The following is a 25325-nucleotide window of genomic DNA, read 5'->3' on the forward strand; positions in this document are numbered from 1 at the left end:
CCGCCGCGGTGGGGACCACTGGCTCCCGCCGGCATCGGGTCACTGGGGCAGTGCGGTGTGTTCTCGCATGTTCCTGTCGCCGGTGTCGATCCAGATTGTGTTGTGCACGATGCGGTCCATGATCGCATCGGCGTGGACTGCTCCACCGAGCCGGGCGTGCCAGTCCTTCTTCGGGTACTGGGTGCAGAACACGGTCGAGCCGGTGTCATAGCGGCGCTCGAGCAGTTCCAGCAGCATCGAACGCATTCCCTCGTCAGGATGGTCCAGCAGCCACTCGTCGATCACCAGCAGCGAGAACGTGGAGTACTTCCGCAGGAACTTCGTCTGGCCCTGCGGCTTGTCCTTTGCCAGGGCCCAGGCCTCTTCGAGGTCGGGCATTCGGATGTAGTGGGCTCGGAGCCGGTGCTGGCAGGCCTGCTTCGCCAGCGCGCAGCCGAGGTAGGACTTCCCTGAGCCGGTGAAGCCCTGGAAGACCACGTTCTGTTGCCGCTGGATGAAGGAGCAGGTTGCCAGTTGCGCGATCACGTTCCGGTTCAGTCCCCGTTCCTCGACCAGATCCAGCCGCCGCAGGTCCGCTCCGGGATAACGCAGCCCCGCCCGGCGGATCAGACCCTCGACCTTTCCATGATTGAAGATGGAATGCGCCTCGTCCACGATCAGCTGGAGCCGTTCCTGGAACGACATCCCCAGCACGTGAGCCTCATCCTGGGCATCGATCGCGTCCAGCAGCGCGGTCGCGCCCATCTCGCGCAGCTTCCGCTTCGTGTCGTTATCGATCACGCTCACCGGACACCTCCGGCGTAGTAGTCGGCGCCACGGACGTATCCGCCGTCTTCCGCGGGTTCCTCGCGGGGTGGACGCAGGGCGGCGACCTTGTCCTGCCCGGTGGCCAAGATCGGGTGCAGATGCGCATAGCGCGGTGAACGGACCCGTCCCGTCAGCGCGAGTGCGCAGGCCGCCTCGACCCGATCTACGGAGAAGCGGCGAGAGAGCCGTAGCACCGCCAACGCGGGATCCAGGCCCTGTTCCACGATCGGCACGGACTCGAAGATCCGCTGGATCACGATCACCGTGGCCGGCCCGACCCGATCTGCCCACGCCCGCACCCTCTGCGCGTCCCAGGCCTGGAAACGCTCGCCCGCAGGTAGGTCCGCGTCGTTGGTGCGGTACTCATTGCTCGCGGTCTCCGGGAGCAGCAGGTGACTGGTCAGTCGCTGGCTGCCCTGATAGATCTCCAGCGTCCGGGCCGTGATGCGCAGATCGACCTTCGCGCCGATGTGCGCGAACGGCGCGGAGTAGAAGTTCCGCGCGAACGTGACGTGCCCGTTCCTGCCCACTCGTCGTCCGTAGTGCCATGTCGAGATCTCGTAGGGCACCGCCGGCAGCGGCGTCAGCAGCGGCCGCTCCTCCGCGTCGAACACGCTGGCGCGGGATCCGGGCCGCTTCTGGAACGGCTCCGCGTTATAGGCCTCCATCCGCTGCCCGATGGCGGCTGCAAGTTCGGGCAGGGACGTGAATCGCTGATCCCGCAGCCCGGCGATGACCCAGGTCGCGACGTGCGCGACGGTGTTCTCCACGCTCGCCTTGTCTTTCGGTTTCCGCACCCTCCCCGGGAGCACCGCCGCCGAGTAATGCGCTGCCATCTCGCGATACGCATCGTTCAGGACGATCTCGCCCTCGCGGGGGTGCTTCACCACACCGGTCTTGAGGTTGTCCGGAACGATCCTCGGGACCGTCCCGCCCAGCGCCTCGAACATCGCTACGTGCGCTCGCAGCCAGGACTCCTGGCGCATATCCAGCGCCGGGAAGCAGAACGCGTAACGAGAAAAAGGCAGGCAGGCAACGAACAAGAACACCTTCGAGACCTCGCCGGTGACCGGATCGGCCAGCTCCATCGTGGGGCCGGACCAGTCGACCTCCACGCTCTGGCCGGCCTTGTGACCGACTCTCGAAGCGGCACCGGTGACCATGACGTGGTGCTGGTAGGTGCGGCAAAACCGGTCATACCCCATCGCCGGATCCCCAGCCGCCGTGGTCGCGTCGAAGTACTCGCCGTGCAACAGCTTCAGCGTCACGCCGACCCTGGCCATCTCTCGATGGACCTGTTCCCAGTCCGGCTGTGCGAACACGCTCTCGTGCTCGCCCCGGCCCGGGAACAACCGGGCATACACCTGCTCATCGGCGACGTCCGCGATATCGCCCCACCCGATCCCTGCAGCGTCAGCGGCCTCGAACACCGCCCTCACGGACTTGCGGGACATGCCCTGCGAGGACGAAATCGCTCGCCCCGACAGACCTTCTGCGCGCAGCTGGAGCACCAGCTTCGCCCTGATCTTCCGTACCATTCCAGATTGCTCCTTCCGCCGCGTGCCCTATACACACGGCGGAAGGAGCGTAGACAGAGCGGCCCCAACGACACCACTGGTGGTCCCGAACGACGCCACCGCTACGGCAGCGACGTGGCACCCGAACCCTCGATCAGCGGACCCCAGCGAGGCGAATATTCAACGATATCGCCCCACCCGATCCCTGCAGCGTCAGCGGCCTCGAACACCGCCCTCACGGACTTGCGGGACATGCCCTGCGAGGACGAAATCGCTCGCCCCGACAGACCTTCTGCGCGCAGCTGGAGCACCAGCTTCGCCCTGATCTTCCGTACCATTCCAGATTGCTCCTTCCGCCGCGTGCCCTATACACACGGCGGAAGGAGCGTAGACAGAGCGGCCCCAACGACACCACTGGTGGTCCCGAACGACGCCACCGCTACGGCAGCGACGTGGCACCCGAACCCTCGATCAGCGGACCCCAGCGAGGCGAATATTCAGCCAGCCCCGACCATCTGAGCGTGCCACTGCCGCACTGGTCCGGGCCTGCGCCCGCAGCCGGCGGCGCGGCAGCCCACCGGCCGGATACCGTCGACCGGGCGGACGACGCACCGGTGAGGCTGCTGGTCGAGCAGGATGGGTTGGAGGAGCTGCCACACGTACTGGCTGCACTGCTCAGCGGCGGCGGCATCGTCGGGCCCGCTGGGAGCATGAGTGCCCGCCAGGTCGCCGACGAGCAAGTGACGGCCCGCCCATAGGGACCGCGCTGGGCAAGGGACCGCTCTGGGGCACGCGGACCGGTCCGCCGGCACCCGGCCGGTACTGAGCACGACAGTTCCGGTCGACCTCGGGACTCCTCAGCTGTCGCGGAGCACCCGCACGGCCTCGACCGGGTCCCCGTCGAACACCACCACGCCCTTGCGCAGCACCACGATGCGGCTGCACAGCTCGGAGAGCATGTCCAGCTCGTGCGAGACGACGACCATGGTGCGGCCGGCCTCCTGCAGCTCCCGGATGCGGGCCAGGCACTTGCGCTGGAACGGTTCGTCACCCACCGAGAGGATCTCGTCGACCAGGAAGATGTCGGGCTCGGTGTGCACGGCGACCGCGAAGGCCAGGCGCAGGAACATGCCCGAGCTGTAGTACTTCACGTCGGTGTCGATGAACTCCTCGATCTCGCTGAAGGCGACGATGTCGTCGAATTTCGCGTCGATCTGCTCGCGGCTCATCCCCAGGATCGCGCCGTTGAGGTACACGTTCTCGCGACCGGAGAGGTCGGGGTGGAAACCGGCGCCCACCTCGATCAGGCCCGCCACTCGGCCCCGCAGCAGCACCCGCCCCTGGTCGGGGAACAGCACGCCCGAGATGGTCTTCAGCAGGGTGGACTTGCCCGAGCCGTTGAAGCCGATCAGGCCCACCGTCTCCCCCGCCCGGATCGTGAGGTCCACGTCGTCCAGGGCCAGGAAGGTGTCGGCCAGCTTCTTCTTCTGCAGGGCGGAGAACACCAGTTCCTTGAGGGAATGGTCATGCCGCAGGGAGAAGTGCTTGGTGACGTTCTCGATGCGGATCATCTCGCGGTCGGAATCGGCCGGGGCGGTCCCGGCGCCCATGGGGTGTGTGGTCATCTCGCTGCTCCCTCACAGTTCCTGGGCGAAGCGACGCTTGGAGCGCTCGAACACGATGGTGCCGAGGGCGAAGGTCGCGCCGGCGATTAGCAGGCCTGCCCACCACAGCCCGTAGGGCTCTCCCGGCATGGTCAGGCTGGGATCCGAGGGGACGGCCTCGACCACGTCCGGTCCGTAGCGCCAGAAGGCCACGTGGAACAGCTCCACCACGATGGTCAGCGGGTTCAACTGGTATAGCCACCACCAGATGGTGCCGCCGATCGCCTGCTCCACCATCGAGATGCGGTACAGCACCGGGGACAGCCAGGTGGCGACCATGACGATCAGGTCCACGAAGTTCTCCACGTCGCGGAAGGCGGCGTTGAGCGCAGCGGTGAGCATGCCCAGCCCCATCGTGAACACCACCAGGATCACCATGCCCAGCACGAAGGCGATCGCCGAGGTCAACGAGGGAAGCCAACCGAACAGCAGAGCACCCACGATCAGCACCACCAGCTGCGGCAGGAAGTGCACCAGGGCCACGATCATGCTGGCCCAGGGGAACAGCTGGCTCGGCAGGTAGATCTTCGCCACCAGCGCACCGTTGCCGGTGATCGAGCGGGTGGCATTGCCGAACACCTCTCCGAACAGGTTGATCACCACGATGCCGCTGAACAGGTACACGGCGTAGGCCGGGGTGTCGCGGGAGAGCTGCAGGAAGATTCCCAGGGCGATGTAGAACACCACGAACTGCACGGCGGGCTTGACGTAGCTCCACACCATGCCCAGCACGCTGCCGCGGTAGCGGACCCGCAGCTCCTTCTTGACCAGCAGTCGCAGCAGGAACCGTTCGTGGATGGGGTTCAACCAGCCGGCGTCCTGGCCCGGGGCGCGCCAGCCCTGCGCCTGCTCCTCGCGTGAGGGCACGCGGGGGGCCGGCCGTTCGACGGCCTGGTTCACGCCGAGGGGCCCTCGGAGACGGGCCGATCGTTCTCGGCACGGTCCTCCTCCCGCCGCGGGGCAGGATTGGCGGCGAAGGTGCGCTCCCACTCCTCGAAGGAGGTGATGCGGCCGGCGGCCTCCCGGTACTCCTGCTGCAGCTCGGGCCAGCGGCGGTGCAGCTCGACGTGCGTGGCGACTGCATCGGCGAGCATGTCCCTCACCTGCTGGGGGCTGCGCTTGTACCAGGAGACCTGGGTTCCCTCGGCGTTGGAGACCAGGGCGCTGTCGTACGCCGCCAGGCGCCACCACTTGGCGTCCTGGTGGGCGATTGCTGCCTCGGGATGCTGGGCAGCCTTCTCCTTGGTGGGGGCCACCAGCTGCTTGACCAGGGTCTTCGCGGTCCACGCGGGCAGCATCAGCCGATGCGGCTGGGTGAAGGGCTTCCCCTTGCGCGGCGGCTTGTCCACGTGGATCGGCGGGTACAGATCAGGGTCCTTCTTCGCGGCGGCATCGTCGTACTCCCCCGCCATCTCCCGGATCTGCGGCAGCTTGGTGCCGATGACCGGGTGCAGCGCATCGGGCCCGGCCAGCACGTCGTGCTGGGCCAGCAGGCGCCCGGCCTCGGTGTAGTACTGCATAGAGATCAGATGCTTCACGTCCATGAACTGCGACTCCTTGACCACGCGGCCGCCGCGGGAGTACGGGGAGTGCAGCAGGGCGGTGATGATGCGGTTGCGCTCGTGGAAGTAGGCCTGCCAGCCCACCAGGTCGTCCTTGTCCGTCCAGCTCATGTGCCACACTCCGGCACCGGGCAGGGACACCGTCGGGTAGCCGGCCTTCTTGGCGCGCAGCCCGTACTCGGCGTCGTCCCACTTGATGAACACCGGCAGGCTCAGTCCGATCGCCCGCACCGTCTCGGTGGGGATCAGGCACATCCACCAGCCGTTGTAGTCCACGTCGGCACGGCGGTGCAGCCACGGGGTGGAGCGCAGGGGCTCGGAGGCCAGGTCGTGCCCGAGCACGGCGTCGGCACTGGCCAGTGCGGGCTGGATCCTCCAGGGGTCCACGACCTCGCCGAAGGTGTGCAGCACCGAGCGGTTGTTGAGGTCGAACATGTGGGCGCCCACGATGGTGGGCTTGGTGGCGAAGTCTGCGAAGGTTCGCAGGCGGATCAGCGACTCGGGTTCGATCACGATGTCGTCGTCGCAGTTGACCACGTAGGTGGCGCTGCCGGAGGTGGCGGCTTCGTACATGCCGCGGGAGAAGCCGCCGGAGCCCCCGATGTTGCCCTGCTCGATGATGTGCAGCTGGTCGCCCATCTGCTCCTGCAGGGGGTCCAGCTGGGCGGGGTGGTCGCGCAGGCGGTCCGAGCCCTGGTCGATCACGTACATCACGTCGAGCATCGAGCGCAGCTCGGGGTCCTCGGCGAGGGTGCGGATGTTGTCCAGGCAGTACTCCACCTTGTTCATGGTGGTCATGGAGATCGCGAAGGACCCCTCGGTGCGGGCGAGCTCCGCGTCCGCGGTCCACTCCGCCCCGAGGATGGTCAGGTCACCATCACCGGCGTAGGCGTCGAACCAGTACCAGCCACCGTCGCCGAATGCGGTCAGCGGCAGCTCGAACACCTGCTCACCAGCGTTGTCCACCGTGCGGGACTCGTGCCGCTGGATGGTTCCGCGGGCGCTGGAACGGTTGACGACGATCTGCCCCGCCCCGGAGGTTCGCACCACCAGGCGGATCTTCCGCACGGGGGTCCAGCGCCGCCAGTAGCCCGCGGGGAAGGCGTTGAAGTAGGTGCCGAAGGAGCGCATGGTCCGTGCCGGCACGGTGACGGCATGGCGCTGGTTCAGCTCACTCACGTCGACCTGCGCCTCGACCCGGGGGGCGGCCGTCTCATCGGACTTCTTCTTCCTGCTGCTGGCGCTGCCCAGCCCGAAGCTGCCGCCGGTGGCACCCGATCGGGCGTCCTCACGCTCGATGTACAGCGGCACGATGTCCGGGGACGCCTCCAGCGGGAGGATCAGCCGCTGCAGCACGCGCTGTGCGGGCAGCGTGTGCTCCCCGGTCTCGGGGGCGGCGGTATCGGCGGCAGGGGTGCTCATGTTGCTCCTCGGAGAGGGTCCGGACGGACGGTGCTGGCAGGGGTGGTGTGCCCTCAGGCCCGCAGCAGGTCGGGCAGGGCGTTGTCGGCCATGGTCAGGGCGGAGCCGATGGCCATGTGCATGTCGAGGTACTTGTAGGTGCCCAGGCGGCCACCGAACAGGGTGCGCTGCTCGGCGTCGGCCATCTCGCGGTAGGCCAGCAGTGTCTCGCGGTCCGCGGTGCCGTTGACGGGGTAGTACGGCTCGTCGTGGCGTTCGGCGAAACGGGAGTACTCCCGCTGGATCAGGGTGCGGTCCTTGGGGTAGTCGCGCTCAGGGTGGAAGTGGCGCGGCTCGATGATCCGGGTGAAGGGGACGTCCTCGTCGGCGTAGTTCATCACCGAGGTGCCCTGGAAGTCACCGGTGTCCAGGCGCTCGGTCTCCAGGTCGATGGTGCGCCACTTGAGGTCGCCGTGGGCGTAGTCGAAGTACCGGTCCACGGGGCCGGTGTACACGACCGGCAGCTGCCCGCGCACGGCGTCGCGGTTCAGCGGCTGGGAGGTGTCGAAGTAGTCGGTGGCCAGCTTCACCTCGATCTTCGGGTGGTCCGCCATCCGCTCCAGCCACGCGGTGTACCCGTTGGTGGGCAGCCCCTCGTGGGTGTCGTTGAAGTAGCGGTTGTCGTAGGTGTAGCGCACGGGGAGCCGGCTGATGATGGAGGCCGGCAGGTCCTTGGGGTCCGTCTGCCACTGCTTGCCGGTGTAGTGCTTGATGAATGCCTCGTACAGGGGCCGGCCGATCAGCGAGATGCCCTTGTCGTTGAGGTTCTCCGGATCGGTGCCCGCCAGCTCGCCGGCCTGCTCCGCGATCAGGGAGCGGGCCTCGTCGGGGCTCAGTGCGGCCTGGAAGAACTGGTTGATGGTGCCCAGGTTGATGGGCATCGGGTACACCACGCCGCGATGGTTCGTGTACACCTTGTGCTGGTACCCGGTGAAGGTGGTGAACCGGTTGACGTACTCCCATACCCGCTCGTTGGAGGTGTGGAAGAGGTGGGCGCCGTACTTGTGGACCTCGATGCCGGTCTCCGGATCCTTCTCGGAGTAGGCATTGCCGCCGAGGTGGTCGCGCCGGTCGATGATCGTCACGTTCAGCCCGTGCTCGTTCACGGCACGCTCGGCCATGGTGAGCCCGAACAGGCCGGATCCGACGATCAGCAGGTCACATGTCGCCACAGGAGGTCCTTTCACGTGGTCCAACGCCTCGGCGGAGGCTGCGTTCACAGTAGCCGAGCGGTCCGAGGTGCCCGGAACCGCGACACGGCGAGCCGTGCAGTGTGCGCACGGTCATCCCGCGTCCGCTCGACGCTCCGGTTCCTGATGTCGTGACTCCACGAAACGGCGGTAGCCGAGGCGTCGCACCCACCCCGGTGCCAGGCGGTACCCGGCGCGGAGCACCACGTTGCGCAGGAACTGCGTGGGGGTGGTGACACGGTCGACCAGCATCATGCGCTGCAGGCGCAGATCGCTGGCCAGCAACCGCACCCCGCCGCGCCGGGCGAACAGGGCCTCGTCCACCCGGTAGTCCACCAGCACCTCGGGCAGGTTCGCCATCCTGGCCCCGCCCAGCATCATCCGCTCCCACAGCCAGTAGTCCTCCAGCAGTGGGAGGTCGCGGTACCCACCCACAGCGAGCGTGGTGGAGCGACGCAGCACCACGGTGGGGTGGTGGAACGGCGCATGGCTGGGGAGGTACGCCTCGATGTCCTGCTGCGTCAGCGGCCGCTCGCGCAACGGTCCCTTCCCCGGGGGGACGCGGTCGGAGAACTCCCGCATCGCACTGCCCAGCAGGTCCAGGTCGTCGCGGGCCATCCGCGGGATCTGGAGTGCGAACCGTTCGGGCCGGCAGATGTCGTCGGCGTCGGCGCGTGCCACCAGCTCGGTGGGCGCCGCCCTCAGTCCGTCCTGCAGGGTGGGGGCGATGCCGCGATGCGCGTCGTGGCGCAGCACCAGGGCCTGCCCGAACTCCCCCGCCCCCACCCGGGCCACCAGTTCCTCGAGAGGGGCGGGCAGGGGGCCGTCGACGGTGAGCACCAGCAGATCGGGCCGCAGCTGCTGAGCGAGCGTGGCCGAGGCGATCGCCCGTGCGGCCCAGTCGGGGTCGTCCCCTCCCCACAGCGGCATCAGCACGCTGAAGGGTGCGTGGTGCTTCGTGTCCGTGGTCATCGACCGGCGCTCATCGGCTCGTGCTCACTGTCCTCGCTCAGCGCCCTGCGGCACGTTCGATGCGCCGGACGTCGGCAGCGGCCTCGCCGTCGAGCTCGAGCACCACCGCCGAGGGGCGGGGCCCCCGACGGACGGCGGCGAGCAAGCCCCGCATGCCGACGTCGAACAGGTCCCCACGGTGGCGCACCAGCCGCACGAGCCACCCCAGAGCAGTGCGACCGCCGTACAGCACCTTCTCCTTCGGGGTGAATGACGAGGTGCGCGCCAGTGCCCAGATCCGGTTGCGCACATCGAAGTAGAAGCGGGATCCGGGATTGGCCTGGGCGTCCCCGAATCGCGCGGTGCGATGCTCCACCACCGAGGCCGGCACGTGGATCCCGCGGCCGTGCCGCAGCAGTCGCCCCGTGTGCTCGAAGTCGTCGGACCAGATGAAGTAGTCGGCGTACGGCAGCCCGAGGCGGCGCACGTCCTCGGCGTTCAGCAGGGCGGAGACATAGCTGGCGGTGCGGATGGGGCGGCCGCCGGCGCGAGCGGCGTCGCGCTTGTCCTCGGTGGAGGAGCCCATGCGGGTGCGGGGCCGGTTCATCGGGTGGTCGCGCCCGTCGGTCCACACTGCACGCGAACTGAGCACGCTCAGCCGCACGGGCGAGAGCTCCAGTGCATCGAGCAGTGCCTTCAGTGCGCTGGGCCGCGGGATGGTGTCGTCGTCCATCACCCACACCCAGTCCGCCTCATGGCGCACCAGCGCACGGGCGATCCCGGCGGCGAAACCACCGGCTCCCCCCACGTTCCGGCGCAGATGCACCACGTCGGCACCCACCGCGTGCTGGTCGGCGACGCGCCCGGAGGCGTCGGTGGACGCGTTGTCGATCACCACCACGGCGTCGGGCCGCCGCTCCTGGGCGGCGAGGGCATCCAGGCACTCCGAGAGCAGCTGTTCGCGGTTGTAGGTGACGACCACCGCCACGACGCGCTGGGCGGACGCCTCCGCGTGCGCGGTCTCGCTGCTGGTGCTGGGGGGATGGGTCACTGCGCCTCCTGCGGTCGATGTGGCCGCCCGAGCGGCGCGTGACCAGTGTACGGATCAGGCTTGCCGCAGCCGGTCAGCCACGAGGACACGGTGTGAAGGTTCGTAGCAGGTGCCGGGGACGGCATGCGGGAGGGCCTCCCGGCAGCAGCCCGTTACGGCTCGGCACCCGGGTGGAGGGGCTACCCTGTCCACCGCGGCGGCCGCCGCGACTGCGCGTCCGGATCGGGCCCCTCACCGCACCGATCCGGGATCTCGCTCCATGTACGGCTCAGGGAAGGGGGCACCGGCAGTGTCCGAGGAGGATCCACCCCAGGCCCCTGGCCCCGACACCCCGCGTCCCTCGGGGCACCGAGCTCGGGCCGGAGGGAGCGCACGCCCGGTCCCCCGGGTTCCCCGCGGCACGCGCCGCACTGCCGGGCCACGCGCAGGCGGCGCCCCTACCCGTCCCCTGCCCCGACAGCCTCACGGGCCGGCCACCACCGCCCCGGTGCCCGTGCAGGGCCCTGGTTCCGATCCCACGGCAGGTGCTGGCACCGGTGAATCCCCCCGGGGCCGGAGCGCTGCGCCCGTCCGGGCTGCCCGTCCGGGCTCCCACGCGATCCCCGACACTCCGATGGAGCAGGGCCCACCGCCCCCCGGTCCGCGACGGCCCCGACGCCGTTCACGCGCACCGCGCCCTCTCCGGCCCGGCGCCACCCTGCTGGCACTGCTGCTGGTCATCGTCCTGGGCTGGGGCGCCGGACTCGTGCTGTGGGCCGACAGCCGCATCGAGCACGTCGACGCCCTCTCGGGTCGCGCTGACACCCCCGGCACCACCTACCTGATCGCCGGTTCGGACCGCCGCGACGGCGAGGCCGTCGCGGACGACGGCACCCAGGGGGTGCGTGCCGACACCATGATGCTGCTGCACAAGGCCCCCAACGGCTCCAGCTACCTGGTCTCCCTCCCCCGCGACACCCTGGTGGAGATCCCCGGCCACGGCCGGTACAAGCTCAACGCCGCCTTCGCCTTCGGCGGGGCACCGCTGCTGGTGGAGACCGTGGAGGACTTCACGGGACTGTCCGTGGACCACTACGTGGAGATCGGCTTCGACGGCGTGCAGAACGTGGTGGACGCCGTGGGGCACGTGAACCTGTGCATCGACCGGGACGTCGACGATGAGCGCTCCGGGCTGAGGATGACCGAGGGCTGTCACGATGTGGGCGGTGAGCAGGCCCTCGCCTTCGTGCGGGCCCGCTACTTCGACCCGACGGCCGACCTGGGCCGTCAGCAGCGTCAGCAGCAGTTCGTGGGGGCGCTGATGGACCGGATGTCCTCCCCCGGCGTGCTGCTGAACCCGGTCTCGCAGGTGCGCCTGGCGGGAGCCGGATCCGCTGCCCTCACCACCAGCGAGGGCACCGGGATCATCGATGTCGGCCGCATGGCGCTGTCGGCGCGTGGTGCGATGGCCGACGGGGCCATGCCCGTACTGCCCATCGAGGATCCTGCCTTCCAGACCCGCCACTCCGGGGTGGCGATCCTCACCGACGAGGACGATGTGGCCGCGTTCTTCGGCGCGATCGCCGACGGCAGCGCCGAGGTGCCAGCAGGCGGCTGAGCCGAGCCGAACTCAGCGGAAGAGCATGTCGATGACGATGTTCACCGAGTTGAGCACCGACTGGCCCTTGGACCGCGAGTAGTCGGTGTACAGGATGTGCACCGGGTGCTCCCGCACGGTGAGGCGGTGGCGGCCGATCTCCTCGACGATCTCGGAGGCGTGCGCCATCCGGTTCTGCTCGATGGTGATCTTCTCGCAGGCCTCGCGCCCGAGCACCCGCAGCCCGTTGTGGGCATCGGTGAGCTTCACACCGCTGGTGAGGTTCGAGTAGTGGACCGCGCCCCACAGCACGAGGCGTTTGATCAGTCCCGGCTTCGTGCGCCCGTCCAGGAACCGTGAGCCCAGCACCACATCCACTCCCTCCGCCTCACGCAGGGCGATCATGGCGGCGGCGTCCTCCACCTGGTGCTGGCCATCGGAATCGAAGGTGACGATCTGGCGCATGGCAGGATCGCGCAGCGCGTAGTCGATGCCCGTCTTCAGCGCGGCGCCCTGACCCATGTTGTACGGGTGACGCACCACGGCGGCGCCGGCCTCGGCTGCGATCCGGGCGGAGTCGTCGTGGCTTCCGTCGTCCACGCACACCACCAGGGGGTAGCGCGTGCGCAGGTCCCGGATCACGTCACCGACGACGGTGCCCTCGTTGAACAGCGGCACCACGAACCAGGTGGTGTCGGCCCCGGGCGCGGACAGTTCGCGCGAGGGGGCAGCGCTGTTCATGGGTTCTCCTCGTGCTCGGGGTGGTCGGCGGTCGATACCCGTACGCCCGAGGAGGATAACCTGTCGCCGTGGACAATCTCCTTCAGGCTCTCGGCCCGACGGTCGGGGTGAGCGGGCGCACATTCATCATCCAGTTGCTGCTGATGGCAGGGATCGTGGTGATCGTCGCCTGGCTCTTCATCAAGCGCGGCGCGAAGCAGCTGGCGGTCCGCCGGCTGCTGGTCATCGCATTCGCTGTGTTCGCTGTGCTCACGGTCCTGTTCCCCACCGTCCTCACCCGGGTGGCGAACCTGGTGGGCGTAGGACGAGGAGCCGACCTGCTGCTCTACACGACCGTCCTGGTCCTGCTGGGATTCCTGGCGCTCCAGGAGGCCCGGACGAAGTCCGCGGAGAAGCGCACCACCTATCTGGCCCGGCGCCTGGCGATCGACGAGGCCGAACCAGCCGTGCAGTACCGAGAGCGCTCGCTGAGCGCGCATCGGCCCGCGGTGCAGGGACCTGAGCGATCCCTGGACGTCCACCGAGACCTCCCCCACCACCCTGAGCGGACCCCTGACGAGCAGTACGGATGACCGACCTGTTCCATCTCGTCATCGCGGTCCTCCTCGTCCTGGTCGCTGCGTACCTGCCCGGCTTCTGGACGGTCAGGGCACTAGCAGGATCTCGACTCCTGGCACTGTCCCTGGCCCCGGCGATCAGCGCCGCGGTGGCCGGGATCGGAGCGATGGTCGCACCGGTGGTCGGACTCGACTGGTCATGGCTGTCGTTCGCAGGGTCCGGCGCGGTCCTCGTCCTGGCGGCGTGGATCCTCGCCCGCCGCGGCGTGCGACTTCCCGCCACACTGCTCGACGGGCCCCTGGTGGCCCGCCGCTCCCCCGCGGCCCTGGTGGCCTGGATCGGCGCCCTCACCGCAGCACTCGCGGTGACCATCGGCCCCATCGCCGCCCGTGCCGGCCGACCCGATGCCGTCCTGGAGCGCTACGACACGCTGTTCCACCTCACGGCACTGACATACATCCGCGAGACCGGCAACGCCTCGAGCCTGAACCTGAACGCGGTGGCGAACACCGCAGGCCGTCCGGCCTCCTACCCCGCTGCCTTCCATGACCTCGCCGCACTGGTTCCCCTCGTCGACATCCCGATCGTGCTCAACGGCACGGTGCTCGCCCTGGCGCTGGTGCCCTGGATCCTGGGGACGGCACTGCTGGCACGGGTGGTGTTCCCCCGAGTGACGTGGGCGCCGCCCGCCGTCGCCCTGGTCGCGACGCTGATCCCCGCGAGCCCCGTGAACCTGTGGATCCACCTCTCCCCGGTCCCGAACCTCGCCGGCTTCGCGGCCCTGTCCGGGGCACTGGCCGGCGCCGTGGCGCTGTGGACCGCTCTTGCGGCCCAGGCGGATCCTGCGCCGCAAGAGGCGGCATGTCCCCCTCGGGGCGGGATCGCACCGGCCCCTGCACGGCAGGCTGTCATCGCGGCGCTCCTCGCCATCGGCCTGGCAGGAGCAGGGCTCGCCCTCCTGCATCCGAACGTCGCTGTCACGGCCCTGATCCTGCTGGCAGTGCTGACGACGGTGACGGGGCTCCCCCAGTGGCGGAGGCGACCCTGGCTGATCGCCGTGCCGGTGCTGGCGATGCTCCCTGTGGCCGTCCTGGCCTACACCCCGCTCGGCGCGCGGGTGACGGGTTTCGCCGGTGGTCTCCAGGTGCCGTGGTGGAACGCCCTCGCCGAGGTCGGCCTGGGACTGCTGACCGTGTGGCCGATGGCCCTCGGCGTGGTCATGGCCGCCCTGTGGTGGCCGGGTCTGGTGACAGCACTGCGCACCCCGCAGCGGTGGCTCACCGTGGCTTGGCTCGTGCTTGCCGTCATGTACCTCGACGCAGCGGTGGACTCGCCCCTGAACTTGTCGGTGCTTTACTTCCGCGGTCAGGACCGGATAGCCATCCCGCTGGCGATGCTGTCGGCACTGCTCGTGGTCCCCGGGCTGCAGGCGTGGGCGGGCCTGCTGCGGCGGACCCTCGACGTGGATGCTGCGCGCGGACGCCGGCCTGTGATCGCTGTGCTAGTCGTCCTCGCGACGGTGGCGGCCCTCTCCTCGATCCCGACGCGTCTGGACAACGCCGCCAAGAACCTCGCGGAGCACTACCCGGGCAGAGGTCGCTTCCTGCAGGCCGACGAGCTCGCGCAGTTCGCACGCACCGCCCCGCAGCTGGACCGCGACCGGTCCATCCTCGCCAGCCCGTACTCCGGCGCGGCCCACATGTACGCACTGCACGGACTGCCCGCATACCTGCCCGTCGCCGGAGTCGCGCTGAACGACTCCGACCGGGCCGCGATCGAGGCGGTACCGCTGGCCGGCTCCTCCCCCGCGCACTGCCGCGCACTGCTCGACCAGGGCATCGGCTACGTGTACCAGGAAAGGCTGCTCTACCAGTTCGACCCCGCGTTCAGGTCCATCGGTGAACGCGGGGACGATCTGGGGACGGTCGTGTTCGAGACCGAGCACTCCCGGCTCATCCGGATCGAGTGCGATCCGGGGCAGTGACCCTCAGACAGGAGTCAGCCTGCCACGGCCACCCGGGTCGCCTCGATGACGCGTTCGACATCGGAGTCGGTGAGCGCCGGGAACATCGGCAGTGAGATCTCGCGCCGGTAGTATTCCTCCGCCACGGGGCACATCCCCCGCTGATAGCCGAGATCCTCGAAGACCGGATGCCAGTACGCCGGAATGTAGTTGACCTGCACCCCGATGCCCTGCTCACGCAGGGAGTCGAAGATCGAACGGCGACGCTCGGCCGGGACCCGCAAGGGGTAGAGGTGCCATGCGGGTGCCGCCCCCTGCGGGGCGACCGGGATGTCGACTCCCTCGAGGTCGCCCAGGGCCTCGTCGTACGCAGCCTTGATCTCCGCTCGCCGGGCCACGAACTGGTCCAGGCGCTCGAGCTGACTGGTGCCGAGAGCGCACAGCACGTCCGGGAGGCGGTAGTTCAGGCCGAACGCGTGGACCTCCTGATGCCAGGGTCCCTCGTCGGGGTAGCGCTGCATCGCACGGTCGCGGACCAGTCCGTGGTTCTTGAACGAGACCGCCCGAGCGGCGAGCTCGGCGTCGGCCGTCACCACAGCACCGCCCTCGGTGGTGGTCAGGTTCTTCGTGGGGAAGAACGAGTAGGTGGTGAGGTCGGCCAGCGAGCCCACCGGGGCACCGTCCAGGGTGGATCCGATCGAGTGCGCGGCGTCCTCGAGGAGTAGCAGATCATGGCGGGAGGTGATCCCACGCAGAGCCGGGGCGTCCACCGGCACGCCGGCGTAGTCGACACCTGCCACCACCCGGGTGCGCTCGGTGACTGCGGCCTCCACGGCGGACGGGTCCAGATTGCCGGTGGCGGGGTCGACGTCGGCGAACACGATCTTCGCGCCGAGCAGTGCTGCGGTGGCAGCGGTGGCCACGAAGGTCAGCGGCGTGGTGATGACCTCGTCGCCAGGTTCGATGCCCGCAGCGGCGTAGGCGACGTGGAGCGCGGCGGTCCCGGAGGTGACGGAGACCGCGTGGTCCACGCCGGCGCGCGCCGCGACGGCGGTCTCGAATCGCTCGACCTCAGGACCGGTGGTCAACCAGTCGCTGTTCAGGGCGTCGGTGACAGCAGCGATGTCGCTGGCGTCGATGGACTGACGACCGTAGGGAAGCACTCAGATCCCTCCCTCGATGATCTCGGCGATCTGCTCCTGGGTGTACCACTGGTCGTTGGAGTCCGAGCGGAAGAAGAACCCGGGCTCGACCGGCACGGCGCCCTCGGGGGCCTTGTAGCCCCAGGTCGCGAGGTCGGGCTGGATGATGAAGTACTTGCCGTCCTCGATGATGACCGCGCGGCGGCCCTCCTCGGGGCTGATCATCTCCTCGTGGAGCTTCTCGCCGGGACGCAGGCCCACGTCGACCATCTCGGCGCCGGGCACGACGGCCTGGGCGAGGTCGGTGACCTTCATGGAGGGGATGCGTGGCACGAGCAGCTCGCCGCCCTGCATGAGCTCGAAGGTGTCGATGACCATCTGCACGGCCTGCGGCAGGGTGATGAAGAAGCGGGTGCAGGTCATGTCCGTGATCGGCAGCGGCTTGCCCTCCTCGCCGAGGCGGCGGAAGAAGGGGATGACCGAGCCGCGCGAGCCCATCACGTTGCCGTAGCGCACCACGGCGAAGCGGGTGTCGTAGCTGGCGGCGTAGTGGTTGCCCGTGATGAAGAGCTTGTCGGCGGTGAGCTTGGTGGCGCCGTAGAGGTTGATCGGGCTGGAGGCCTTGTCGGTGGACAGGGCCACGACCTTCTTCACGCCGGCGTCGATGGACGCCTCGATGACGTTCTGGCTGCCGAGGATGTTGGTCTTGACGAACTCGAAGGGGTTGTACTCCGCGGTGTCGACCTGCTTGAGCGCGGCGGCGTGGACGACGTAGTCCACGTCCTTCAGCGCACGGGCGAGGCGGCGCTCGTCGCGGATGTCACCGATGAACCAGCGCAGTCGCGGATCATTGCCGAACTGGTTGCGCACCTCGTACTGCTTCAACTCGTCCCGGGAGAAGACGACGACCCGTCGCGGGTTGTGGTTGTCGAGCACTTCACGCAGGAAGGCCTTGCCGAAGGAGCCGGTCCCACCGGTGATGAGGATGGAGGCACCGTTGAGGAGCGACATGCGGATCTCTTTCGTCGACGGGGTTGGGGCGGCACCCGGGCGACCCGGGACGCGCGTGCCATTATGGCACGGTGACCGATACACGAACCGTCGCAGTGATCCAAGCTCGTACAGGCTCCTCCCGCCTCCCCGGGAAGGTGCTCCGGCCGCTCGGCGGCCGACCGGTCCTGGGGTGGATGGTGCGGGCCGCCCGCGCCGCCTCGGGCATCGAGGACGTCGTGGTGGCGACGTCCACCGCCCCCGGGGACGACGCCGTCGCCGAGCTCGGCGAGGAGCTGGGCGTGCAGGTGGTCCGCGGCAGCGAGGACGACGTCCTCTCCCGCTTCGTGCTCGCCCTGGAGGAGACCGGGGCCGATGCGGTGGTGCGCCTGACCGCGGACTGCCCGCTGGCGGACCCCTCGCTGATCTCCGCCGTGGTGGGGCTGTGGAAGGCCGATCCCTCGCTGGACTACACCGCGACCACGCTGGTGCGCACGCTGCCGCGCGGCCTGGACGTCGAGCTCGCCTCGCGGGAGGCGCTGCTGACGGCCGATGCGGAGGCCGAGAGCTTCCACCGCACGCACGTCACCTCCTATCTCTACGACTCCAAGCGCTACTTCCGCACCATGGGCCTGGTCGTCCAGCCGGCCGCGAACGACCTGCGGGTGACCCTGGACACCGTCGAGGACGGCGAGATGCTCGACGCCGTCGTCGCCGAGCTCGGGGACCGCGCGCCGGCGTGGCACGAGGTGGTGGACCTGCTGCGCTCGCGCCCCGACATCACGCGGATCAACGCGGGCGTGCGCCAGAAGAAGCTGGCCGACGGATGACCCACGTCGCGATCCGATGCGACGCGACCCCGTCGGGAGGCATCGGCCACCTGGTGCGGGCGCTCTCCGTCGCCGACGCCGCCCGCGCCGCCGGGCACACCGTGGTGGTCGCCGGCTCGATCGAGGCGCCTCTCGCCCGGCACCTGCTGGCCGAGTCCGGTCTCGAGGTGACCGCGGCGCCCGAGGACCTCGGGATCCTCGCCGCCGAGCAGGGCGCGAGCGTCGTCCACGTCGACGACTACACGATCGGGGCCGACGCCCGGGACCGGGTGCGCGCCGGCGGTGCGCTGCTGTCGTCGATGGAGGACGGCGCCTTCGGCCGCCGTCCGGCCGACGTCGTCGTCGACTCCACGATCCGCGCCGAGCGGGTCGGCCGCCCCGAGGACGGCAGCGGCGAGGTGCTCCTCGGCATCGCCTACGCCCCGATGCGCGCCGAGGTGCGCGCCGCGCGGGAGAAGCGTGTCGACGAGGACCACGACGTCAGCCGCGGCGCCCGGGTGCTGATCGTCATGGGCGGCACCGATGCGACCGGCGCCGCCGGGACCCTCGCCGCCGTCTGCGCCGCGGCAGAGGGTGTCGCGCACGTGAGCGTCATCGCGCCCGAGCACGGCTGGGACGCGGTCCGGGCCGAGGCCGGGGAGGATGTCGAGCTGCTCGCCCCCTCCCCCGCCTTCCTCGAGCGGGCGAGCGCGGCGGACCTCGTGGTCAGCGCCGCGGGCACCACCGCCTGGGAACTGGCCTGCATCGGCGTGCCGAGCCTGCTGGTCGCGGTGGTGGAGAACCAGCGCGCCGGCTACGAGGCCGCCCTCGCCGAGCGCATCGCCCGCGGGCTCGGCACCCTCGAGCAGGTGCGCGCCGACCGCTCCGCGGCGACCGCGGAGGTGGAGCGGGCGATCTCGGACCTGCGCGCGATGCGCAGCTGGACCCCGGTGGGCCGGGAGAAGGTCGACGGCCACGGCGCGGAGCGGATCGTCGCCGCCTGGGACGCGGCGCTCGCGCGACGGATCGGGACGGCGGAGGCGCCGGTCGCGGCGCGGCCCGCGACCCCGTCGGACTCGCCGCTGCTGCTGCGCTGGCGCAACGACCCGGAGACCCGGAAGGTCTCCCGCGACTCCGATCCGGTGCCGTGGGAGTCCCACTCCGGCTGGTACGCGCGGACGCTGGAGAACCCGTCCCGCGAGCTGTACGTCGTCGAGCGGGGCGGCGCGCCCGTCGGCACCGTGCGCTTCGACGCGCTGGAGGGCGCGTCGGCGGGCGAGGAGTGGGAGGTGTCCATCACCCTCGCCCCCGAGGCGCGCGGCCACGGGCTCTCCCGGCCGGTGCTCGCCGCCGGCGAGGCGGCCTTCGGGGCGCGTCACCCCGGCGCCGTCGTCGTCGCCGCGATCCTTCCCGACAACCTGCCGTCCCAGCGGCTGTTCGCCGGGGCCGGCTACGTGCTCGATCCGGATCGCGACGACGGCGAGTTCGACGTGCTGGTCAGACGAGATCCCAGCTGAGCGGCGTCCCGCGCTCGACGTCCTTCGCGAAGGTGCGGCCGAGGACCACGTCGAGATAGCGCGGCTCGAGCCCGCCCGCGGGGCGGATCGAGCGGACGTTCTCCGCGGTGATCTCCTCGCCGGCTCGCACGTCCTTCACGACGAACAGCGAGCGGCGCAGGCGCTGGGACTCGGCCTCGGACTTCGTCGGGCCGACGTGCACCTCGCCGAGCGCGAGCCAGGCGGCGTAGGACTCGTCGACCAGGGCCTTCAGCTCCTCGGGCTCGAGGGAGAAGTCGGAGTCGACGCCGCCGTCGGCGCGGCGCAGCGTGACGTGCTTCTCGAGGATCGCGGCGCCGAAGGCGACGGCCGCGACGCTCACGCCGATGCCCTTGGTGTGGTCGGAGAGGCCGCCGACGACCTTCCAGGTGTCGGCGAGCACCGGGATGGTGCGCAGGTTCGACGCCTCGGCGGTCGCCGGGTAGGAGGAGGTGCAGCCGAGCACGGCGATCTGGTCGTTGCCCTCGGCGCGCAGGGTCTTGACGGCGAGGTCCACGTCGCCGGCGTCGGCGGCGCCGGTGGAGAGGATCACCGGCTTGCCGGTGCGGGCCACCTTGCGCAGCAGCGGGATGTCGCCGATCTCGAGCGAGGCGATCTTGTAGACCTCGGCGCCGAGGTCCTCCAGCAGGTCGACGGCCGTGTCGTCGAAGGGGCTAGAGAACGGGATCATACCGTGCTCCCGGGCGCGGGCGAAGATCGCCTCGTGCCACTCCCAGGGGGTGTGTGCTTCCTGGTAGAGGCTGTAGAGATTGCGACCGCCCCACAGCCCGTGGCTGTCGGTGATGCGGAACGCGGGTCCGTCCGCGTCGATGGTGATGGTGTCCGCGGTGTACGTCTGCAGCTTGATCGCCGGCGCCCCGGTCTCCGCGATGGCATCGACGATGGCCAGAGCGCGGCCGAGGTCACCATTGTGGTTGCCGGACATCTCCGCTGCAACGAAGGGGCGGTGGCTCTCGCCGACCTGCAGGTCGCCGATCTGGAGTGATGTGGGGGTTCCGTTGTGGCTCAGAGGCATGGGCCGATCGTACCGGAGCGGCCCTGGATCACTCACCTCGCCCGGGGCGCGATGCGCGGACCAAGCGCACCAGGCGATCGCGGCAGTCCGCCATCACGAGGTCGACGCAGTCCTGGTAGGGAGCGGTGAAGTCGATCCATGGTGGCGCGACCACCGTCGAGTTCCGCGACAGCTGATCGATGGATGTCGCCCCTCCCCCGGTGCGGTAGTAGTAGTTCTCGGGGGAGAAGCCCAGCAGCCATGCGGGGGTCCCGACGGCCGCCGCCAGTTCCATGGGGACCGTGCTGATGCCGATGATCAGGTCCATGGACGCCAGATGCCCGGCCAGACCTTCGAAGTCGTCGAAGAGGTCCACGTCCTCGATCTGTCGGATCCCGTGCTCGACGCAGTACGCGGACTCGGCGGGGTCGATGGTGTGCTGCACCGACCAGAAGTCCACCCCGTCCACACCGAGCAGCGGCTCGAACTGCTCCACCCCCAGGTACATCATCCTCCTCGAGCCGCTGGAGAAGTGACTCTTCCAGACCAGGCCCACCTTCAGCCTGTCCCCGGGTGTCGCCACCTCCCGGGCGAGATCCGGGACCAGATAGGCGCCCGTGTCCTCGCGCGGGAGCACGCCGGCGAACCTGTTGAAGGTCAGGTTCTGGCCGAAGGTCACATGATCGGCGGCGGCCACGTACGGATCGCACTGCGCCGTCAGATGACTGGCGAGGAGGAAGTCGCTGTACCTGCCGTCGTAGACCGGGTTCAGGACCCCGCGGACGCGACGGGGGACGCCGATGAACTCGACGGACGGGAAGCTCCGCTCCAGGAGCGTGAGCAGCCGCGGGTCGCAGCTAGCCGTGACCCGGTAGCGCTCGGCGAGCTCACCGAGGTACTGCGCCGTCCGGATCTCGTCGCCGACGCCGTCATCGGCGATAAGGAACAGAGACGATCCGGGGTCCTCGGGCAGCGCCTCGTAGTTGAGGAACCTGCTGCCGAGATCTCGTTTCAGGGTTCGCCAGTGCGGACCCGTCCTGCGCACGCTCCAGCTCTTCAGGTAGTGGCCCTGCAGCAGCAGGGTGGTCGCCTGGTCGCGGTCGCCGAGTCGGATCCCCGGCCGGCCGGCGCTCGCGGAGCCGTATCCGATCTGGTTGCGCAGATCGATGACCGTGACGCCGTCGTCGAGCCGGGCTTGGACGAATCGGAGTCCGGTCGCCGCGATGGTGTAGTTCGGGTCCTCCACCAGCACAGATCGCAGCAGCTCGGCCGCATCACGGTTGCTCCCCTCCTCCATCGCGATCAGCCCGCGGCCGCAGCGCGCCCCGAGCATCGTGTCCGGCAGCCCGGAGAGATGCGGTACCAGCGTGTCCAGGTCGCTCAGGAGGTCCTTGACGGTGAGCACACGCAGCAGGGAGTCCTTGCTGTAGACGTCCATGGCCCCGTAGCCCTTTCTCGCCGCCGCCTGACAGGCATCGAAGAAGTCCTCGTGCGCGGGGCCGTGGAACCTGAGGTCGTGTGCGAGGGCGAGCACGCCGGGGATCCCGTGGAACGCCTCCGGGATCACCTGGAGGTCCTGGACCAAGGAGCCCGAGTCGAAGCGCAGCGAGGCCTCGACCACAGCGCGGTCCCGGAATCCGTGTCGAGCGATCTGCCGTTCCAGGAGGGTCCGCGCCGTCTCCGCGTGGCCGTGGGTCACCAGGTCGCCGACGTACCTCAGGTTGTCCTTCCACTGGAAGGGATCCTCTTCATCACCCTGGAAGTACTCGAGCACGTCGACCTTCTCCAGCGCACCCTGCCGCAGGCGGAACTCCCGGAAGCGCAGGCCCCTGATGGTCGAGCCGTTCGCCTGCGGGCCGCTGAGGGGGGCCATCAGCCGGCCGAGGGCATGCAGCTTGTCCGTGGTCCGCAACCCGGACAGCTGGATCCACTCCCCCAGCCGCGCCGCCTCCGCCCGGCCGTGGGCACGATCCTCGAGTGCCGCGAGACGCGGGGCCAGGAGCTGATCGGCCAGCAGCCCGTCCTGGGCGCTGAGCAGGGTGATGCCGGCGAAGCACTGGTCGATCAGTCCGAGCTCGTCGAGGTCCACCCGCGACAGGATCTGCGACGCGGTCCGGAAGTTCCGCAGTCTCGCCATGTGTCGGGCGATGGCCAGGGCGGCTCCGGGCTGCGCACTGGTTGCCTTGTCCACCAGGACAGCTCGTTGATCTGCGGGATCGAACGGCGGTCGAGAGACACGAGTGAATCTGCGGAGCACTGCACCCACCTAAGGAGTCTGTCCGAGCCCCCGGTGGCCCGTCGCTGTTCGGGAGTCTAGCTGGGCCTCCACCCCCTGGAGGACGGCGTCACCGGGTCGGCTCCGCGTGCTTCCCGGGATCGGTCAGCCTGCCCCGAAGATCTCCCGGCGGGAGTCCGGGACCGCAAAGGGGACGAGGTCGTGCGGGGAGTGCGCCAGGCGGAAGAGCCCGCCGGCGACGTCCTGGAGGGTCTCCTCGTGTCCGGGAACCGGGATCACGTACGTCGGCCGCCCGAGGGCCGCGGCCTCCCACATGGATGTGGAGAACGTGCCCACGCAGATCTCCGACTGCCTGATGGTCGCGAGGGTGTCGTCCCGGGCGACGGCGATGTGATCGCTCAGCCCGGCGGCGGCGAGCTCGTCATCGATGATCGTGCGCTGAGCGGGATGCGGCGCGATGACCACCCGCAGGTCAGGTCGTTCACCCACCAGGTCAGCGGCGAAGGCCAGGATCCGACGGAGCACCCGGGGCTGGGAGATGATGCAGACGTCCCAGGCGGGGACGACGCTCGGGTCCCCCTCACCTCCGATGCTCAGTTCGCTCTGCTGGCGCGGCACCACCACATGCTCCTGGTAGACGTTCGTGCGCTCGGCCCAGAAGTCCGACCATGCATAGAAGCGCGAGGCCCCGTGGTGAGGCGTGCCTCCGAACCAGAAACTCGGAGCGTACCTGCTGGTCAGCGCGTACTGGATGTCGGAGACCACGGCACCGGAGCGTGCTGCTGCCGCAGCGATCCCGGCCCACCAATGGCTGGAGGCGATGAGGACCTCCTGCGGCCCCACTCTCTCGAACACGGGGGTGAAGAACTCACGTTCGTCGAGGAACTTCACCAGGCGATTGCGGAGATGGTCCCCGAGGTCGACGCGGATGCCGAGAGCGTCGGAGATCGCCTCCTCGAAGGGGCGCGCATCGACATCGGGGATGCGCAGCTGTTCGAATCGTCGGCCCGGGCTCTGGCGCCAGAGGTAGTACTCGTGGAACGGGACGACGAGGTCGGTGTCGTTGACCTCGGGGTAGCCGTACGTGTCCGGCTGCACCACGAACAAGGTCTCCTCGTCACGGAAGGCAGCGGTGCGATATCCGCTCTGGCCGCGCCGGACGTAGTCGAAGACGACCCTCTTCGCGGCGGGAGCCGTGGTCAGCCGCTTCGACCCGTGGTAGATGTCCTTGACCGGGGTGCCGACGGCTCCGGCCGCGCCCCAGTACCCGAAGGCCTCGGCCAGCTGGATGATCAGCGCGGAGCGACCGAGCTCCCACACGTGCACGCCGTCGCGGGTGGTGATGTCGAACAACCCGTGGTCACGCTCGGCGGCGCAGATGCGGTCGAAGAACTCGCCGTAGGAGAAGGGAGGCTGGATGCGCCGCTGGCTGGCCCCGTCCCGCAGCAGCACCCAGTCGTACTCCCCTCGGATGGACACGGTGGGCCGCTCAGCCGAGCCCGAGTTCTGGACCTGGACACCGCCGACCTGGTTGATCGGGGTACCGAAGCTGTCGGTGCCTGCCGTGATCGGGAACCACGGGTGGCGGGGGATCTCGCGACGCGTGGGCGCTGCGGGTGCTTTGGCCATGGTGCCGAGGACCCGCACCGCCGAGGAGGCGGTGCTCGATCCGAGACGGGCCAGCGGAGAGGGGATCAGGCGCCTGGTCGGGACTGTGCCCACCGGCGCGGTGCCGGCGTCGGCCGGGCCGGAGGGCGGATCCTGTGCAGCCGAGGCCGAGGCCTGCGCCGCAGAGGAGGGTTCCTTGGGCGGGAGGGGTGCAGCGGGTTCTGTGGTGTCGGTGGGGTGTGCCGACGGGGTCAGCCGTGCGGCCCCGGTCGAGCCCGCCAGTTCCTTGCGCGCACGCCTTCGGGCCACCGCCGTCGAGCTGACCTGGCGCACTTTCCAGCTCACATCGCGCGGTGCGCGTCTGGCCAGCCGGGTCAGTGCGCTCACCCCTCCGAGCGAGCGCGTACCGCCGGCGGTGGCGAAGACGGTGTCCTGCACGGACGGCAGGCCGGCGCCGTACCGGGCGTCGCGGCGCAGATGAGCAGCAGCCTCGAGACCGTGCGCGGCGGTGATGCTCGCGAGGTAATGGCGGTCGGCGGAGCCCGGCGAGGTGGTGTAGGAGAGCACCAGCGGCCCGTCACCCTCGAACTGGATCAGGGTGGCGCCCCGGCGGACCTGCACCGTGGCGTTCACGGCGTGCTCCTCGCCGTCGACCTGGACGTCGTACAGCCTCACCGGTGAGTCCACGGTGACGCGGTGGGCCCGGCGTCCGCCGGTGTGCTTCACCTGGTGACTGATCTGGTCGACGCGGATCGGTTCGATGCCGTCGGTGGCGAACACCCGAGCCAGGTCGATCGGCTCGCCCAGCGGCCCGAGCAGTCGCCGGTACTGGCCGGTTGAGTATTCGTAGTCGTGGGAGCCACCGAATCTTGCTCTTGGGGACCGCCGATCGTGCCGACGGGGGCCAGTAGCCGCCGCGGTGGGGACCACTGGCTCCCGCCGGCATCGG

At 69.6% G+C, this 25325-nt stretch carries 21 protein-coding genes; 6 read left to right on the forward strand and 15 right to left on the reverse strand.

The window, feature by feature from the left end; translation table 11 throughout:
* Window positions 1–39: 39 nt before the first annotated feature.
* The 3 genes from JOD52_RS10660 to JOD52_RS10670 all read right to left on the reverse strand — a co-directional run bounded on the left by JOD52_RS10660 (window position 40) and on the right by JOD52_RS10670 (window position 2662).
* Entirely contained in the window at window positions 40–786 is a 747-nt protein-coding gene (locus JOD52_RS10660; protein ID WP_338124028.1) for an ATP-binding protein, read from the reverse strand.
* The gene (gene istA / locus JOD52_RS10665) at window positions 783–2345 is read right to left on the reverse strand and encodes an IS21 family transposase (protein ID WP_204408388.1); all 1563 of its coding nucleotides are present in this window, start codon (window positions 2343–2345) and stop codon (window positions 783–785) included. Before istA ends, JOD52_RS10660 begins: the two co-directional genes overlap by 4 nt.
* A 101-nt stretch (window positions 2346–2446) precedes the next feature.
* Entirely contained in the window at window positions 2447–2662 is a 216-nt protein-coding gene (locus JOD52_RS10670; RefSeq protein ID WP_204411833.1) for a hypothetical protein, read from the reverse strand.
* Window positions 2663–2776: 114 nt separating this feature from the next.
* On the opposite strand from JOD52_RS10670, the gene JOD52_RS10675 reads away from it, so the two are divergent.
* The gene (locus tag JOD52_RS10675; protein WP_204409919.1) at window positions 2777–3082 is read left to right on the forward strand and encodes a hypothetical protein; all 306 of its coding nucleotides are present in this window, start codon (window positions 2777–2779) and stop codon (window positions 3080–3082) included.
* Window positions 3083–3181: 99 nt separating this feature from the next.
* On the opposite strand, the gene JOD52_RS10680 is transcribed toward JOD52_RS10675, so the two are convergent.
* From JOD52_RS10680 to JOD52_RS10705, 6 genes are all read right to left on the reverse strand, one after another.
* On the reverse strand, window positions 3182–3934 hold the full coding sequence (locus JOD52_RS10680; protein WP_017823755.1) for an ABC transporter ATP-binding protein: 753 nt from the start codon (window positions 3932–3934) through the stop codon (window positions 3182–3184).
* A gap of 27 nt (window positions 3935–3961) precedes the next feature.
* Window positions 3962–4888, reverse strand: a complete 927-nt coding sequence (locus JOD52_RS10685) for an ABC transporter permease (RefSeq protein ID WP_204409921.1) — start codon at window positions 4886–4888, stop codon at window positions 3962–3964.
* Window positions 4885–6972: a glycosyltransferase gene (locus JOD52_RS10690; protein WP_204409922.1), complete on the reverse strand. Its 2088-nt coding sequence runs from the start codon at window positions 6970–6972 to the stop codon at window positions 4885–4887. Before JOD52_RS10690 ends, JOD52_RS10685 begins: the two co-directional genes overlap by 4 nt.
* 53 nt (window positions 6973–7025) lie before the next feature.
* Window positions 7026–8183, reverse strand: a complete 1158-nt coding sequence (gene glf, locus JOD52_RS10695) for a UDP-galactopyranose mutase (protein WP_204409924.1) — start codon at window positions 8181–8183, stop codon at window positions 7026–7028.
* A gap of 111 nt (window positions 8184–8294) precedes the next feature.
* Complete coding sequence (locus tag JOD52_RS10700; RefSeq protein WP_204409926.1) at window positions 8295–9173, reverse strand: glycosyltransferase; 879 nt, start codon at window positions 9171–9173, stop codon at window positions 8295–8297.
* Window positions 9174–9210: 37 nt separating this feature from the next.
* On the reverse strand, window positions 9211–10203 hold the full coding sequence (locus tag JOD52_RS10705) for a glycosyltransferase (protein ID WP_017823760.1): 993 nt from the start codon (window positions 10201–10203) through the stop codon (window positions 9211–9213).
* A gap of 613 nt (window positions 10204–10816) precedes the next feature.
* Between JOD52_RS10705 and JOD52_RS10710 the strand changes: the two genes are divergently transcribed.
* Entirely contained in the window at window positions 10817–11800 is a 984-nt protein-coding gene (locus JOD52_RS10710; RefSeq protein ID WP_204409927.1) for an LCP family protein, read from the forward strand.
* A gap of 12 nt (window positions 11801–11812) precedes the next feature.
* Here JOD52_RS10710 and JOD52_RS10715 read toward each other — a convergent pair whose 3' ends face one another.
* Window positions 11813–12520 (reverse strand): glycosyltransferase family 2 protein, encoded by a 708-nt coding sequence (locus JOD52_RS10715; protein ID WP_204409929.1) that lies wholly within the window; start codon window positions 12518–12520, stop codon window positions 11813–11815.
* Between the two features lie 107 nt (window positions 12521–12627).
* On the opposite strand from JOD52_RS10715, the gene JOD52_RS10720 reads away from it, so the two are divergent.
* Window positions 12628–13092, forward strand: coding sequence for a DUF2304 domain-containing protein (locus JOD52_RS10720; RefSeq protein ID WP_338124081.1), 465 nt, complete (start codon window positions 12628–12630; stop codon window positions 13090–13092).
* Window positions 13089–15062: a DUF6541 family protein gene (locus JOD52_RS10725; RefSeq protein WP_017823764.1), complete on the forward strand. Its 1974-nt coding sequence runs from the start codon at window positions 13089–13091 to the stop codon at window positions 15060–15062. The genes JOD52_RS10720 and JOD52_RS10725 overlap by 4 nt, the downstream gene beginning before the upstream one ends.
* A 14-nt stretch (window positions 15063–15076) precedes the next feature.
* Here JOD52_RS10725 and pseC read toward each other — a convergent pair whose 3' ends face one another.
* Window positions 15077–16204: a UDP-4-amino-4,6-dideoxy-N-acetyl-beta-L-altrosamine transaminase gene (pseC, locus tag JOD52_RS10730; protein WP_204409930.1), complete on the reverse strand. Its 1128-nt coding sequence runs from the start codon at window positions 16202–16204 to the stop codon at window positions 15077–15079.
* Window positions 16205–17194, reverse strand: coding sequence for a UDP-N-acetylglucosamine 4,6-dehydratase (inverting) (gene pseB / locus JOD52_RS10735; RefSeq protein ID WP_017823766.1), 990 nt, complete (start codon window positions 17192–17194; stop codon window positions 16205–16207).
* Between the two features lie 71 nt (window positions 17195–17265).
* Between pseB and JOD52_RS10740 the strand changes: the two genes are divergently transcribed.
* A complete protein-coding gene (locus JOD52_RS10740; protein ID WP_259783850.1) occupies window positions 17266–18003 on the forward strand; it encodes a glycosyltransferase family protein in 738 nt (245 codons plus the stop codon).
* Window positions 18000–19499, forward strand: a complete 1500-nt coding sequence (locus tag JOD52_RS10745; protein ID WP_204409932.1) for a bifunctional UDP-2,4-diacetamido-2,4,6-trideoxy-beta-L-altropyranose hydrolase/GNAT family N-acetyltransferase — start codon at window positions 18000–18002, stop codon at window positions 19497–19499. Before JOD52_RS10740 ends, JOD52_RS10745 begins: the two co-directional genes overlap by 4 nt.
* Here JOD52_RS10745 and pseI read toward each other — a convergent pair.
* From pseI to JOD52_RS10760, 3 genes are all read right to left on the reverse strand, one after another.
* A complete protein-coding gene (pseI, locus tag JOD52_RS10750; RefSeq protein ID WP_204409934.1) occupies window positions 19480–20553 on the reverse strand; it encodes a pseudaminic acid synthase in 1074 nt (357 codons plus the stop codon). The genes JOD52_RS10745 and pseI overlap by 20 nt on opposite strands.
* A 28-nt stretch (window positions 20554–20581) precedes the next feature.
* Window positions 20582–22723, reverse strand: a complete 2142-nt coding sequence (locus JOD52_RS10755; protein WP_204409936.1) for a hypothetical protein — start codon at window positions 22721–22723, stop codon at window positions 20582–20584.
* Between the two features lie 189 nt (window positions 22724–22912).
* Entirely contained in the window at window positions 22913–25306 is a 2394-nt protein-coding gene (locus JOD52_RS10760; RefSeq protein WP_204409937.1) for a hypothetical protein, read from the reverse strand.
* Window positions 25307–25325: the final 19 nt, after the last annotated feature.

The organism is Brachybacterium muris (genome assembly GCF_016907455.1).
In the GTDB taxonomy this organism is placed as follows: Bacteria; Actinomycetota; Actinomycetes; order Actinomycetales; family Dermabacteraceae; genus Brachybacterium; species Brachybacterium muris.